Source organism: Streptomyces sp. NPDC096311 (genome assembly GCF_044763085.1).
Taxonomy (GTDB): domain Bacteria; phylum Actinomycetota; class Actinomycetes; order Streptomycetales; family Streptomycetaceae; genus Streptomyces.
The window spans coordinates 1-13,787 of sequence record NZ_JBIWFN010000008.1 but is presented as its reverse complement, the minus strand read 5'-3'; the positions used below and the strand labels follow the sequence as shown (position 1 = coordinate 13,787).

At 69.4% G+C, this 13,787-nt stretch carries 15 protein-coding genes and 2 pseudogenes; 10 read left to right on the top strand and 7 right to left on the bottom strand.

Translation table 11 applies throughout. The annotated features are described in order from the left end of the window. Window positions 1-53: 53 nt before the first annotated feature. The 3 genes from ACIRA5_RS21045 to ACIRA5_RS21035 form a co-directional block, all read right to left on the bottom strand. Entirely contained in the window at window positions 54-833 is a 780-nt protein-coding gene (locus tag ACIRA5_RS21045) for a transglycosylase SLT domain-containing protein (protein WP_403692791.1), read from the bottom strand. Window positions 834-1,132: 299 nt separating this feature from the next. Continuing rightward, the gene (locus tag ACIRA5_RS21040; RefSeq protein WP_403692788.1) at window positions 1,133-2,218 is read right to left on the bottom strand and encodes an S-adenosylmethionine:tRNA ribosyltransferase-isomerase; all 1,086 of its coding nucleotides are present in this window, start codon (window positions 2,216-2,218) and stop codon (window positions 1,133-1,135) included. Further along, entirely contained in the window at window positions 2,215-2,910 is a 696-nt protein-coding gene (locus ACIRA5_RS21035) for an SDR family NAD(P)-dependent oxidoreductase (RefSeq protein ID WP_403692786.1), read from the bottom strand. Before ACIRA5_RS21035 ends, ACIRA5_RS21040 begins: the two co-directional genes overlap by 4 nt. Before the next feature lie 188 nt (window positions 2,911-3,098). On the opposite strand from ACIRA5_RS21035, the gene ACIRA5_RS21030 reads away from it, so the two are divergent. From ACIRA5_RS21030 to ACIRA5_RS21020, 3 genes are all read left to right on the top strand, one after another. Next, on the top strand, window positions 3,099-4,268 hold the full coding sequence (locus ACIRA5_RS21030; protein WP_403692784.1) for a GAF domain-containing sensor histidine kinase: 1,170 nt from the start codon (window positions 3,099-3,101) through the stop codon (window positions 4,266-4,268). Beyond that, window positions 4,261-4,902 (top strand): response regulator transcription factor, encoded by a 642-nt coding sequence (locus ACIRA5_RS21025; protein ID WP_054232215.1) that lies wholly within the window; start codon window positions 4,261-4,263, stop codon window positions 4,900-4,902. The genes ACIRA5_RS21030 and ACIRA5_RS21025 overlap by 8 nt, the downstream gene beginning before the upstream one ends. Window positions 4,903-5,061: 159 nt before the next feature. Beyond that, window positions 5,062-5,307 (top strand): chaplin, encoded by a 246-nt coding sequence (locus ACIRA5_RS21020; protein ID WP_054232214.1) that lies wholly within the window; start codon window positions 5,062-5,064, stop codon window positions 5,305-5,307. A 211-nt stretch (window positions 5,308-5,518) separates the two neighbouring features. Here ACIRA5_RS21020 and ACIRA5_RS21015 read toward each other — a convergent pair whose 3' ends face one another. Further along, window positions 5,519-6,307 carry a hypothetical protein gene (locus ACIRA5_RS21015; RefSeq protein WP_403692782.1) on the bottom strand — a complete coding sequence of 263 codons (789 nt, stop codon included), beginning with the start codon at window positions 6,305-6,307 and terminating at the stop codon, window positions 5,519-5,521. Window positions 6,308-6,428: 121 nt separating this feature from the next. Here ACIRA5_RS21015 and ACIRA5_RS21010 point away from each other — a divergent pair, with 121 nt between their 5' ends. From ACIRA5_RS21010 to ACIRA5_RS21000, 3 genes are all read left to right on the top strand, one after another. Next, a complete protein-coding gene (locus ACIRA5_RS21010) occupies window positions 6,429-7,220 on the top strand; it encodes an ABC transporter ATP-binding protein (RefSeq protein WP_352051741.1) in 792 nt (263 codons plus the stop codon). 73 nt (window positions 7,221-7,293) lie between these two features. After that, a complete protein-coding gene (locus ACIRA5_RS21005) occupies window positions 7,294-7,728 on the top strand; it encodes an NfeD family protein (protein WP_352051742.1) in 435 nt (144 codons plus the stop codon). A gap of 131 nt (window positions 7,729-7,859) precedes the next feature. Further along, window positions 7,860-8,795, top strand: coding sequence for an SPFH domain-containing protein (locus ACIRA5_RS21000; RefSeq protein WP_054230569.1), 936 nt, complete (start codon window positions 7,860-7,862; stop codon window positions 8,793-8,795). An 80-nt stretch (window positions 8,796-8,875) separates the two neighbouring features. Here ACIRA5_RS21000 and ACIRA5_RS20995 read toward each other — a convergent pair whose 3' ends face one another. From ACIRA5_RS20995 to ACIRA5_RS20985, 3 genes are all read right to left on the bottom strand, one after another. Then, on the bottom strand, window positions 8,876-9,382 hold the full coding sequence (locus ACIRA5_RS20995; RefSeq protein WP_403692780.1) for an HNH endonuclease: 507 nt from the start codon (window positions 9,380-9,382) through the stop codon (window positions 8,876-8,878). 158 nt (window positions 9,383-9,540) lie between these two features. Beyond that, window positions 9,541-10,074 (bottom strand): YbhB/YbcL family Raf kinase inhibitor-like protein, encoded by a 534-nt coding sequence (locus tag ACIRA5_RS20990; protein WP_403692778.1) that lies wholly within the window; start codon window positions 10,072-10,074, stop codon window positions 9,541-9,543. Window positions 10,075-10,113: 39 nt separating this feature from the next. Continuing rightward, window positions 10,114-10,899: a sporulation protein gene (locus ACIRA5_RS20985; protein WP_101405950.1), complete on the bottom strand. Its 786-nt coding sequence runs from the start codon at window positions 10,897-10,899 to the stop codon at window positions 10,114-10,116. A gap of 236 nt (window positions 10,900-11,135) precedes the next feature. Here ACIRA5_RS20985 and ACIRA5_RS20980 point away from each other — a divergent pair. The 4 genes and pseudogenes from ACIRA5_RS20980 to ACIRA5_RS20965 form a co-directional block, all read left to right on the top strand. Continuing rightward, window positions 11,136-11,395, top strand: a pseudogene (locus ACIRA5_RS20980) (DNA-3-methyladenine glycosylase); the annotation flags it as partial. 12 nt (window positions 11,396-11,407) lie between these two features. Next, window positions 11,408-12,019 carry a DNA-3-methyladenine glycosylase gene (locus ACIRA5_RS20975; RefSeq protein ID WP_403693329.1) on the top strand — a complete coding sequence of 204 codons (612 nt, stop codon included), beginning with the start codon at window positions 11,408-11,410 and terminating at the stop codon, window positions 12,017-12,019. Between the two features lie 262 nt (window positions 12,020-12,281). Beyond that, window positions 12,282-12,944: a hypothetical protein gene (locus ACIRA5_RS20970; protein ID WP_403693327.1), complete on the top strand. Its 663-nt coding sequence runs from the start codon at window positions 12,282-12,284 to the stop codon at window positions 12,942-12,944. Window positions 12,945-13,094: 150 nt separating this feature from the next. Next, window positions 13,095-13,411, top strand: a pseudogene (locus ACIRA5_RS20965) (DNA-3-methyladenine glycosylase); the annotation flags it as partial. Window positions 13,412-13,787 lie beyond the last annotated feature (376 nt).

Sequence of the window (13,787 nt, the reverse complement as noted above, 5' to 3'; positions counted from 1 at the left end):
CCCAACACCGGGGTGCCGCCCTTCGCCGTACGCGTCAGAGGTCCGCGCAGGCCTCAGTACGCGCTGTTGACGTTGTCCATCGAGCCGTACTTGTCGGCCGCGTAGTTGGCGGCGGCCGTGATGTTGGCGACCGGGTCGTAGATGTTCCACGAGGTGCCGGGCACGTGGTACGCCTTGAACGTCGGCGGGATGACCTGCAGCAGGCCCTTCGACGGGATCCCGTTGATGGCGTTGATGTCCCAGCCGTTGATGGCCATCGGGTTGCCCGAGGACTCGCGCATGATGTTGCGGTGCAGCCCGTTGTACGAACCCGGGATGCCCCTGCGCTTCATGATGTCGAGCGACTGACGGATCCAGCCGTCGAGGTTGTTGGCGTACGTCTTCGTGGCGTACGTGTTCGTGGTGGCGGTCTTCATGGCGACCGTCTTCATGGCGACCGTCTCGATCGCGGGGCGCTGCACGGAGCGGCTCGCGGCCTGCGCCTTGCGCACGTTCTCGGCGGCCTTCTCGGCGGCGGCCTTCTCGGCGGCGGCCGCGTCGGCGGCCTTCTTGGCGGCGTCGGCCGCCTTCTTCTTCGCCTCGATGGCCTGGGTCTTCAGGCTCGCACCGGCCTGCTGGTCGGTGATGCGGGCCTGCACGTTCTTGATCGGCTGCTGGCTGAAGACGACCGGGGCCGCGGAGACGGCGGCGTCGCTCGTGGTGGCCTGCGTGTGGTTCGGCGCCAGCGAGAACGCGAGGGTCGCGGCACCGAGGGTGGCGACACCGGCGACCGAGAGCTTGTGGAGCTTCGTCAGCTTCGGACTATGGCCAGGAGTGCGGGTGTTCTTGGTCATGGCTGATGGACCTCTTCGAATAGCGCGGAGGTCGCTCCCGGTCCGGTGGGGGACAGAGTGTTTCCGGATCTGGCGCCGGGGGGTGAAACCCTCGGTGCTGAGCGACGAGAGCCATTCTTAGCGGCCGCAAAATACCGTGGCAAAGGTGTGACGTACGACGGAAGGTAGTAGGGCCAGTAGGGGCAAATCGGGGCAGACTGTCACGTCTGCCCCGCTCACTATGCCCGCCTTTATCTCCTATGCACCTTCGTACGTGATGTGCGCCCTATGTGCGGGCTCACATCGGCCCTATGGAATTCTTACGGGCAGTTGCTGGAGCAACGCTCAGTGTGAGGGCCTTCCTCCGGGAGCATGAGGTGCACGTCCCCGAACTCGTGCCAGAGGTAGAGCCCGTTCAACGCCTCGCCGTAGCTGCGCTCGATCGCCGCCCGTCCCGCGATCGCCTCCAGCATCAGCAGATGCGAGGCCTGAGGCTCGTGCAGCCCGGTCAGCAGCCCGTCCACCACCCGCACACCCCGCTCCGGGGTCACCACGAGGTCCGTCCAGCCCTTCCGGGCCCGGACCACCCCGCCGGCGTCGACGGCCGACTCCACGGCGCGTACGGCCGTCGTACCGACCGCGAGGATCCGCCCCTGCCCCGCTCTCGCGGCGTTGATCAGCCGAGCCGACGCCTCCGGCACCTGGTACCGCTCCGGATACGGCGGCTCATGGGCCTCCGCCGACGCGACACCGGTGTGCAGCGTGATCGGCGCGAACTGCACGCCCCGGCTCACCAGCTCCGCCACCAGGCGCGCGGTGAACGGCCGCGCCGCGCTCGGCATCTCCGCACTGCCGCCGCCGTCGGCCGACGGCAGCGCGAACACCGTCTGGTAGACGGACAGCGGCTGGTCCCTCTGTGTATAGGAGTAGCGAACGGGGCGCCCGTGGCGCCGCAGCAGCCCGAGCACGTCCGGATCCGACACCCGCCCCCACCACAACCGCGAGCCGTACGGCGTCAGCGGCTCCTCCAGTACGAGGCGTACGTCCCCGGCAAGTCGCACCTCCGTACCCGCGGGTCCGCCCGCGCGCGCACGTGTGGTGCCCCTTCCGTCGGGATCCCGCAGCTCGACGGCCCACCGTCCGTCATCGCCCCACGTGGAGAAATGCACCACCACGCGCGCGTGCCCGATCCGCCCGTCCACGGCGGCCGCCAGCGTGGCGGACGTGTTGACGATCAGCAGATCCCCCGCCCGCAGCAGCCGCGGCAGCTCCACGAACGCGTGATGCGACACCTCCGTGCCGCAGGACACGAGCAGCCGCACGGAGTCCCGGTCCCGCCCGGGCCCGCGCTGCTCGGCCGGCACCCGCGCCGACCGCTCCTCCGGAACCCGCACGGTCGTCGTCATCGCACCTCCAGCAGCGCCGGAGCGCCGTAGCGGCCACTGGCAGGGCGTTCGTCCAGCAGCCGCAGAAAGGCCGGAACCACGCTGTCCGGCGTCGGCCGCGCATCGTCGTCGTCCGGTACGGCCGCCGCGTACAGGTCCGTGCCCATGTCCCCCGGGTCCACGGCCCACACCCGCAGCCCGGGCTCCTCCACGCCGAGCACGGCCGCCAGATGGTCCAGGGCGGCCTTGGACGCGCCGTACCCGCCCCACGTCTCGTACGCCTCCGCGGCCGCGTCCGAGCTGACGGCGACGACCGCGCCGGCAGGTGCGGCCCGCAGCAGCGGCAGCGCCTCCTGGACCAGGCCCAGCGCCGCGACCACGTTGACCTCCAAGGCGTGGCGCAGCCCGTCCAGGGTCAGGTCCTCCAGACGCACCAGCGGCTCGGCGCCCAGCGCGCTCGCGTTGTTCACCAGCAGGTCCACGCCGCCGAGCCCGCGGGCCGCCGCCACCAGCCCGGCGCGGTGCCCGGCGTCCCCCACATCCCCGGGCAGCGCCTCCACCCGGGTCCCGTACGCGGACAGCGCCCGAGCCGTCTCCTTCAGCACTCCCGCGGTCCTGGCGTCGAGCACCAGATCCCAGCCGCGCTCCGCCAAGGCCGCGGCCAGCGCCCGGCCCAGCCCCTTCGAAGCACCCGTGATGATCGCTATCGGCATGACGTCCGTCCCCTCGTCCCAGCACCGCCGCTCCGGGCGGGTGCGTTCAACGTAGGAACCGGGCCGCCCTCGCCGCCTCGTGCGCGGGCCCCAATGACCTGGGGCCCTTCGCCCTAGGCCCACCGGCCTAGACAGCCGCCACCACAGGTCGGATACGCACTGTCACACCCCGCCGGTACGTTGGGGACATGAGTCAAGGCCCCCGGTCCGGTCTGTACGCGGTGAGCTCCGCGCTGCTGGCCATGAGCAGGCACCTCGAGGTGCGCGACGTCCTCAAGACGATCGTCGCCTCGGCCCGCGAGCTGCTCGACGCGCAGTACGCGGCGCTCGGTGTGCCCGACGACCACGGAGGCTTCGCCCAGTTCGTGGTCGACGGGGTCAGCGACGCCCAGTGGAAGGCCATCGGCCCGCTTCCGCGCCAGCACGGCATCCTCGCCGCGATGCTGCACGAGGCCCGCCCCGAGCGTCTCGCCGACGTCCGCAAGGACCCCCGCTTCGAGGGCTGGCCCGCCGCCCACCCCGACATGTCCGACTTCCTGGGCCTGCCGATCCGCGACGGCGACGAGGTCATCGGCGCCCTGTTCCTGGCGAACAAGAACAGGACGAAGGAGAACCGGAAGGACTGCTCCGCACCGGACGGCGGCTGCGGCTTCACCGAGGACGACCAGGAACTCCTCACGATCCTCGCCCAGCACGCGGCGATCGCCCTGACCAACGCCCGCCTCTACGAGCGCAGCCGCGAACTCACCATCGCCGAGGAGCGCTCCCGGCTCGCCCACGAGCTCCACGACGCCGTCAGCCAGAAACTCTTCTCCCTGCGTCTGACCGCCCAGGCCGCCGCCGCCCTCGTGGACCGCGACCCCGCACGCGCCAAGGGCGAACTGCAGCAGGTGGCCATGCTCGCCGCGGAGGCGACCGAAGAGCTGCGCGCCGCCGTCATCGAACTGCGCCCCGCCGCCCTCGACGAGGACGGCCTGGTCGCCACCCTGCGCACCCAGATACAAGTCCTCGACCGCGCCCACTCCGCGCGCGTGACCTTCGCCGGCCACGGAGTGCGGGCGCTGCCCGCCGCCCAGGAGGAGGCCGTGCTGCGCGTCGCCCAGGAGGCCCTGCACAACGCGCTGCGGCATTCTGGAGCCGGCCGCGTCGATGTCACCCTGGAGAAGCGCGGCACCGGCACCGTCCTGCGCGTCAGTGACGACGGCAGCGGCTTCGAGCCCACGGCGATCCGCGCCGCGGGACGCCACCTGGGCCTGGTCTCCATGCGCGACCGGTCGAGCGGGGTCGGCGGCACCCTCAGCGTGGAATCGGCGCCCGGAAAGGGCACCACGATCGAGATGGAGGTCCCTGGTGGCTGACGCAATCAAGGTGCTGCTCGTCGACGACCACCAGGTGGTCCGCCGGGGCCTGCGTACCTTTCTCGAAGTGCAGGACGACATCGAGGTCGTGGGCGAGGCGTCCGACGGCGCCGAAGGGGTCGCCCGCGCCGAGGAGCTGAAGCCCGACGTCGTCCTCATGGACGTCAAGATGCCGGGTATGGACGGCATCGACGCACTGCGCAAGCTCCGTGAACTCGCCAACCCCGCGCGCGTGCTGATCGTCACCAGCTTCACCGAACAGCGCACGGTCGTCCCGGCCCTGCGCGCGGGCGCCGCCGGCTACGTCTACAAGGACGTGGACCCCGACGCCCTCGCCGGAGCCATCCGTTCCGTGCACGCCGGACACATCCTGCTCCAGCCCGAGGTGGCGGGCGTCCTGCTGTCCCAGGAGGAGGCCAACTCGGGCCAGGGGAGAGGCGGCTCGCTCACCGAACGGGAGCGCGAAGTGCTCGGTCTGATCGCGGACGGCCGATCCAACCGGGAAATCGCACGCGCGCTCGTCCTCTCCGAGAAGACCGTCAAGACGCATGTCTCGAACATCCTGATGAAGCTCGACCTCGCCGACCGCACACAGGCCGCGCTCTGGGCCGTACGCCATGGGGCCGCGGGCTGATCGCCCGCGCGGCGACGGCAACTCGGAGGGTTCCGTTCCGGGCTGAGATTCATACCGTCGTGTGTATGTCACCCGGATGGCGCATCCTCCGGGGATCTCGGCCGTTCTCCAGTGCGTGCCGCGGCGACTGCCGCGGTGATCGCTACGGAGGGCTCAGAAGTGAAGAACCTGAAGAAGGCCACGGCTGTCGCGATGGTGGCCGGCGGGCTGGTCGCCGCCGGTGCCGGTATGGCGTCCGCGACGGACGGCTCGTGGGCGGGCGGCAACGCCGCGGGCTCCCCGGGTGTCGTCTCGGGCAACGTCATCCAGGCCCCGATCCACATCCCCGTGAACGCGGTCGGCAACAGCGTGAACGTCATCGGCGTCCTGAACCCGGCCTTCGGCAACCTGGGCCTCAACCACTGAGACCCAAGCCCCCACCACCCCCACCGGCCTCCCAGGCTCCCCTGGGAGGCCGACTGCCGTGCCCCTTCGGGGGCCGTCGGGTGGGCAGGGGCGCGGGGAACTGCGCGCCAAGCCCCACCCACCCGCAGCCACAAGCGCACCCGGGGGTCTGGGGGCGGAGCCCCCAGGGACGGGAGGGGACGGGCAGGGGCGGCGGGGGCGCAAACAGACCTCAGCGAACCCCCCGCTCCCGCTCCTCCACGAACGCGTTGTACGCAGCCACCTGCGCCCGCCGAGCCGTCCGCTCAACCGGCCGCAACGCCAACGCCCGCGCCGAAATCTCCGACGCACTCACCGCCCCGCCATGCCCGTTCTCGTACGCGACGGAGATCAGCAACCCCACCCGCTGGGCCAGCTCCAGCACCCGCACCGCACGCGGCGGATACCCCGGCGCCAACACCTCCCGCCCCCGCTCGGCCCGCGCCCGGTACGCGTCGACCGCCGCCTCGGCGACCGGCCCCGACCCCGCCACGTCGAGCCGCGACAACACCTCCGTCGCCTCACGCAGCGCCTCCGCGAGCTCCCGCTCGGCCTCACCGAGCGAGGGCACATCCGCCGGCGGCGCCTCCCGCACGGCGAGGCAGTGCCACGCCACCTCGACATGGACATCACCCTCGGGCCCGGCCTCGTACACCTCGGGAACGAGCCCGAGCGCCACCCCGTGGCAGACCACCGCCTCCTCCGCGTCGAGGGCGCGCGCATTGAAGTCCGGCGGCCCGCTCAGCCCGAGCGGATGCCCCGGCGCGGGCAGCGCGACCCGCAGTCCTTTCACCCCGAGCGCGCGAAGCCGGCCGAGGGCGAGCGTGAGCCCAACGGGCCCGGACTCACCCGGCAGCTCCTCGACCCGGTGCACTGCGTCCTCACCGACGATGGCGAGCACCGCGTCATCCGGCGAAACAAGTCCGGCCAAAAGGGCATTTCCCCATGCGGCCAGGCGTCCTGAGCGTGGTTCCGAGAGCATGCCTCCACCCTAAGGACCGACCGATGGATGGGAGCGACCGACCGGTGGCGTAGGTTTTCCCTGGGGGCTGCGTCCACAGACGTAAGCGACGGCCGAGACTGCAATGGGAGACAACGCGCTCATGAGCGATGTACTGGAGCTGGAGGACGTGTCCGTGGTCCGAGAGGGCCGGGCTCTGGTGGACCAGGTCTCCTGGTCGGTCAAGGAGGGGGAGCGCTGGGTCATCCTCGGCCCGAACGGCGCCGGAAAGACGACCCTCCTGAATCTCGCCTCCAGCTATCTCTTCCCCAGCCAGGGCACCGCCACCATCCTCGGCGAAACCCTCGGCAAGGTCGACGTCTTCGAGCTGCGCCCGCGCATCGGCGTGGCCGGTATCGCCATGGCCGAGAAGCTCCCCAAGCGCCAGACCGTCCTGCAGACCGTGCTGACGGCCGCGTACGGCATGACCGCGGGCTGGCACGAGGACTACGAGGACATCGACGAGCAGCGCGCCCGCGCCTTCCTCGACCGCCTCGGCATGAGCGACTACCTGGACCGCCGGTTCGGCACCCTCTCCGAGGGCGAGCGCAAGCGCACCCTGATCGCCCGCGCCCTGATGACCGACCCCGAGCTGCTGCTGCTCGACGAGCCCGCCGCGGGCCTCGACCTCGGCGGGCGCGAGGACCTCGTCCGGCGCCTCGGCCGCCTCGCCCGCGACCCGATCGCCCCCTCCATGATCATGGTCACGCACCACGTCGAGGAGATCGCTCCCGGCTTCACCCACGTCCTGATGATCCGTCAGGGCAAGGTGCTCGCCGCGGGCCCGCTCGAACTCGAACTCACCTCGCGCAACCTCTCCCTCTGCTTCGGACTCCCGCTCGTCGTCGAGCAGGTCGGCGACCGCTGGACCGCGCAGGGCCTTCCGCTGGCCTGAACACCCGGTACGAGCCCCTTCTCCGCCGATCTGCGCCCTGTCCGCGCCCGGCCCGCGGACCTACCATGACCATGTGAACGACATCAACGCATGGGTGTGGTGGCTCGTCGGCGCGGCCGCGCTGGGCATCCCGCTCGTGGTGACCGCGATGCCGGAGTTCGGCATGCTCGCCCTCGGCGCCGCAGCGGCGGCGGCGACAGCGGGCCTCGGCGGCGATGTCGTCTTTCAGGTACTCGTCTTCGCCGTCGTCTCGTTCGCCCTCATCGCCGTCGTGCGACCCGTCGCGGCCCGGCACCGCGCCCAGCGGCCCCAACTCGCCACCGGCGTCGAGGCGTTGAAGGGGAAACAGGCCATCGTCCTGGAACGGGTGGACGGTTCGGGCGACGGCCGGATCAAACTCGGCGGAGAGATCTGGTCGGCGCGCGCTCTCGACGCCGGACAGGCCTACGAAGTGGGCCAGGAGGTGGACGTCGTGGACATCGAAGGAGCCACGGCAATTGTGATGTGACCTCGTGCGACGCAAGTGAACCGAACGCCCCACGTGGCAGACGACGGTCTGTCAGACTCGTCGAGCAAGATCTTCAACAACCATAAGATCTTTCGGACATACCGAGGCGGAGAAGGGTACGGGGAGTATCGATGGCACCCATCATCATCGTCCTGATCATTCTGGTGGTGTTGGTATTCATCGCCCTGATCAAGACCATCCAGGTCATCCCACAGGCCAGCGCGGCCATCGTGGAGCGCTTCGGCCGCTACACACGGACCCTGAACGCGGGCCTGAACATCGTGGTCCCGTTCATCGACTCGATCCGCAACCGCATCGACCTGCGTGAACAGGTCGTGCCGTTCCCGCCGCAGCCGGTGATCACCCAGGACAACCTGGTGGTCAACATCGACACGGTCATCTACTACCAGGTCACCGACGCACGCGCCGCCACCTACGAAGTCGCCAGCTACATCCAGGCGATCGAGCAGCTCACCGTCACCACCCTGCGCAACATCATCGGTGGCATGGACCTGGAGCGGACCCTCACCTCCCGCGAGGAGATCAACGCAGCCCTGCGCGGCGTCCTCGACGAGGCCACCGGCAAGTGGGGCATCCGCGTCAACCGCGTCGAGCTCAAGGCGATCGAACCGCCCACCTCCATCCAGGACTCGATGGAGAAGCAGATGCGCGCCGACCGTGACAAGCGCGCCGCGATCCTCACCGCCGAAGGCATCCGCCAGTCGCAGATCCTCACCGCCGAAGGTGAGAAGCAGTCCGCGATCCTGCGCGCCGAAGGTGAGGCCAAGGCCGCCGCCCTGCGCGCCGAGGGCGAAGCCCAGGCCATCCGTACGGTCTTCGAGTCCATCCACGCCGGCGACGCCGACCAGAAGCTCCTCGCCTACCAGTACCTCCAGATGCTCCCCAAGATCGCCGAGGGCGACGCCAACAAGCTCTGGATCGTGCCCAGCGAGATCGGCGATGCCCTCAAGGGCCTGAGCGGCGCCATGGGCAACTTCGGTCCCATGGGCGGCGGTTCGGGCAACGCGGGCACCGAGCGCCGCGAGAAGCCATCCGTCACCGACTGACGCCCTGGTCCCTACGACGATGGGGCCCACCTCCGCCGAAAGGCAGGAGGTGGGCCCCATCGTCGTAGGAACTGCCGGCCCTAGGCCGCGGGTTGGGCCAGCCATTCCGGGAGGGCGTCGAGGTCGTCACGGCCCAGCGCCAGCAGCATCGCGTCCGCGGGCGTCGGCTCGAACGGCTGCCGCAGCAGCGGCATACCCGCCTGCTCCGGAGTCCGGGCCGCCTTGCGGTGGTTGTCCTCCGCGCAGGACGCCACCGTGTTCATCCAGGAGTCCTGACCGCCCTGCGCGCGCGGCACCACGTGGTCGACCGTCGTCGCCCGCCTTCCGCAGTACGCGCACCTGTGCCGGTCGCGTACCAGCACACCGCGCCTCGACCACGGCGCTTGTCTTCGGAAAGGCACCCTTACATACCTGCACAGCCTTATGACTCGGGGCACGGGTATGTCCAGCGCGGCGCCGCGCATACGGAGTTCGGGGTGGGCCTGCTCGACGACAGCCTTGTCCTGCAGCACCAGAACGACGGCTCGGTTCAACGTCACCGTCGACAGCGGCTCAAAGCTCGCGTTCAGAACCAGCGTGTCCCGCATCCAGCCCACCTCCCGTGCGCACCGGCCCACCCCCTGGCGGGCTTGGATCAACTCTGGCCGGGCACGCCGAGATGGACAACGCAATAAAAATGCCCGCCCCTGATCACTTCCAAGACCAGAGGCGGGCAAACGTTCAGTGAACGTGAGTCTTCACCGCTTTACGCGGGCGACGCGTACTCTCCCATCAGCTGGGCGCGCGCCAGCGTGTGGAACCGCAGATTGAATCCCACGACGGCCGGCGACACCTCCGCGTCGGGACCGAGCTTCTCCTGATCCACGGCGTACACCGTGAACACATACCGGTGCGCGGGATCGCCGGCCGGCGGCGCGGCGCCACCGAAGTCCTTGGAGCCGTAGTCGTTGCGCACCTGCACGGCGCCCTCCGGCAGTCCCTCGAACTTGCCGCTGCCCGCACCCGTCGGCAGTTCCGTCACCGAAGCGGGAATGTCGAACACCACCCAGTGCCAGAACCCGCTCCCCGTCGGGGCGTCCGGATCGAAGCAGGTCACGGCGAAGCTCCTGGTCTCCGGCGGGAAGCCGTCCCAGCTCAGCTGCGGCGAGGTGTTCCCGGCCGCGTAGACCTGAGCGTCCTTCAGTACCCCGCCCGGCTCGACGTCCTCGCTGGTGACCGTGAAGGCCGGAACGGGCGGATGGAAGTCATGGGGAAGCGGCGGCCTCTTGAGCTCGGTCACGTCAGAACCTCCTGAACGGTGGAATCTCTCGACCCGAGCCTAGAACCAGCTGCGCTTGCTGCCGACCTCGGACAGCCACTGGTTCAGGTACGCGGCCCAGTCCGTGCCCTGGTAGTCATGCAGCCCCACCCGGAAGGAGCGGTACGAGTCGCTGCCCTCGCTGAAGAGGCCCGGCTTCTTGTCCATCTCCAGGATGACGTCCATCTCGTGGTCGTCCGCGACGAAGCTCAGCTCGACCTGGTTCAGCCCGCGGTACTGCGACGGCGGGAAGAACTCGATCTCCTGGTAGAACGGCAGCTTCTGCCGGGTGCCCCGGATGTGACCGCGCTCCATGTCCGCGTTCTTGAAGCGGAAGCCCAGCTGGATGAAGGCGTTCAGGATCGCCTGCTGCGCCGGCAGCGGGTGCACGTTGATCGGGTCCAGGTCACCGGAGTCCACGGCACGCGCGATCTCCAGCTCGGTGGTCACACCGATGTGCATGCCCCGCAGCGCCTGCCCGTCGATCGTGGTGATCGGCGTCTCCCACGGGATCTCGAGCCCGAAGGGAACGGCGTGCACGGCACCGGCCTGCAGCTCGAAGGCCCCACCGAGCCGCAGCTTCGTGAACTTGATGTCCTGCTTGTACTCCTGGTCGTCGTGTCCCTCGACCTCGACCTTGGCCTGGAGCCCGACCGACAGCCCCTCGATGGCCTGGTTCACGGACCCGCCCTGGATCCGCACCTCACCCTGCACGACACCACCCGGAACGACGTTGACCTCGGTCAGCACCGTCTCGACCGAAGCCCCACCGGCTCCCAGGCTCGCAAGCAGCCGCTTGAACCCCATGTTTCTTCCTCCCCAGGCAACGCCTGTGCTCCGTCGTACATCCGTCTGGATCCTTGATCCCTACAAACGCGATCCGACCGCGGCCGGTTCCGCGCCCTCACCCTTACAAGGAGGACGCTCCCTGACCACCCGTAGACACGCACGGGTCCGCACGGACACGCACTCGTGCGGACCCGTACGGCACAGTCCCTCACCCGGCCGCATCCGTCCGGGCCACTGGACTACGCTCGTAGGCCATGATCGCGGCCCCTGACCGTACGCCCATCACCCGGGACTTCCTCGACCGCCCCGTGCGGGAGGTCGCCCCCGACCTGCTGGGGCGCATCCTCGTGCGCACGACACCGGACGGTCCGATCGAGCTCCGTCTCACGGAGGTGGAGGCGTACGACGGCCCGAACGACCCCGGCTCCCACGCCTATCGCGGCCGCACGGCCCGCAATGACGTGATGTTCGGTCCGCCGGGTCATGTATACGTCTACTTCACCTACGGCATGTCAAGGCGGTCGGCATGAACGTCATGGATCTTGCTCACCCGGCTGAAGAAGTCGCCCCCAAGCTGCTCGGTGCCATCCTCACCCACGAGACCGCCGAGGGAACCGTGAGCATCACCATCACGGAGACCGAGGCGTACTCGGGTTCGGCCGACCCTGCCTCCCACGCCTACCGAGGCAGGACACCCCGAAACGCCGTCATGTTCGGACGTGCGGGACACCTGTACGTCTACCGGTCTCACGGACTCCACTGGTGCGCCAACATCGTCACCGGGGCGGACGGCATCGCTACAGCTGTGCTCATCCGGGCAGGCAGGGTCATCGAAGGGGAAGAGCTGGCCCGCGAGCGGCGAGGGGGCAAGGTCGAGAGTCCACGTCTCGCGCGGGGTCCGGGGAACTTCTGCCAAGCGCTCGGCATCACGGCAGAGCACAACGGCACAGACCTGCTGACAGGCGCCTCGGTCACGCTTTCCGAGGGCGAGCCGGTACCCGCCGCACTCCTCCGGGTTGGTCCTCGGGTAGGCGTGAGCAAGGCCCACGACTGGCAACGTCGGTTCTACCTCGCCGGTGATCCGACGGTCTCGGCGTACCGACTGAGCCCGAGAGCCAAGCCGTCCGCCGGAGCCTGAGCCGCTGTGCGCCTTGCGCGCGGCTCGCTGGTGAGTCGGCGCGGAGTTGGTCGGGCCAGAAGATGGGTGATCGCTCGCGAGCGTGGCGCGTGACGCGTTCCTGGCCGGTCGAGTACTACCGACGTGCGCCGACTCGCGCCGACAGGTGGGTGGTGACTGAGCGCGAAAGCCGGCCCTTGAGCGCGATTCCTGGCCCGCAAGACAGCGGGCGGGCTTCCGCCCGAGGTGCTACCGGACCCCGACAGTAGACTCCGGCACCATGATGGCCGTGCCTCGCGTATCGCCCGTCCCGGTCGCGCCGGCCGGTTTGACCCGCAGGGCCAAGAGGTTCGTCGAGGTGGAGGGCATCCGTGTTCCTCGGCAGAGCATCGAGCGTCACCGCGACGCCTGGATCGAGCACGGTATCCCGGCCGCGGAGATCGACCGCGCAGCGGCCTTCCAGGACCGTTGGGGCGGTCTCGCGCTGCCGCCGGCACCGTTTTACGAGAGCGGCCCGCGCATCTTGGGCACGGACGTTCCCGAGGGCTCGGCCGCTGAGGGCTGGTGGATACCGGCCGGCGACTGTCGGGTGTCCATGGCTTACGGATTCATGATCGGCCCTGATGGTGAGTTCGGGATTCACGGCTCCCGTTGGGCACCCCTGCATGCCGGTACCGAAGGCTGGGTGGAATCGTTGGCGCTGGCCGGCCACGCGAGACGCTGGGCCAAAACCATCACGAGGATCTCCGGTACGGCCGTCGACTCCCTGGACCTCGAAGGGTACGAGCCGGTAGCTGAGGTGCGGGGCTTGACCGACACCTGGTGGCGGGGCAAGGACTCACTCATCGCCCTTTACCGGGGCGAGGCCGTCGGCATGGACGCCCCGGGATGCCTTGAAGCCCACATCTACGGTGGCCTCGACGAGTGGGGTCTCCATGGCGAATGACCGCTAGCTGGCACTGCCGGACCTGAGCACCCAGTTGGCCAGACGGGCCAACCATCGCGCTCAGGCGCAGTGGGGGACAACCCCCGTGGTGCGGTCCTCCGCACCGCCAGGATCACGGTCGCGTGCACAACGACGAGCAGCCAACGGAGTGAGATCATCGAGGGCGCCGAACTCGCTCGCAAACGTCGACTCTCGGCCCGAAATGACAAGGAACTGGCCAAAGGGCCCGCGCGGCTGGCCACGGCCCTCGGCGTGAACAGGGCCCTCGACGGCGCCGACGTCTGTGGCCCCGAGGGCTTTCCACTGACCCTCCTGGCGGGCACCCCGTCCACTCCGACCAGGTACGCAACGGTCCGCGTACCGGAGTGGCCGGCGACGGGGGCGTCCGCCCTTGGCGCTTCTGGGCTGCCAACGACCCCACCGTGAGTCCTTATCGGGCCCATACGCCACGCCGTCGCTCAACTTGACTCGCCCCTGGGGGGTCCGTAATGTAGCCCGAGCCGCTTGACCCGGGTACGGCGTTCAGCCAGCAGCCGGAAGTGGCCAACCCACTACCTACGACTTCCCCTCAGCGGGGGAGAATTCGGCGTGCCTGCATGCCTGAATTCCGGCCCGCGGAACTCGATTATGAGTTGCCGAGGGAATCGGCTAGCGTAGTGAATGTCGAAAGGCCGCGAAGCGAAAGCATCCAAAGCCGGGAGACGGAATCCCTCTCCGACGGGGAATCGGACACGAAAGAGTCTGATACAGTCGGAACCGCCGGAAAGGGAAACGCGAAAGCGGAAACCTGGAAAGCACCGAGGAAATCGGATCGGGAAACGGTCTGATAGAGTCGGAAACGCA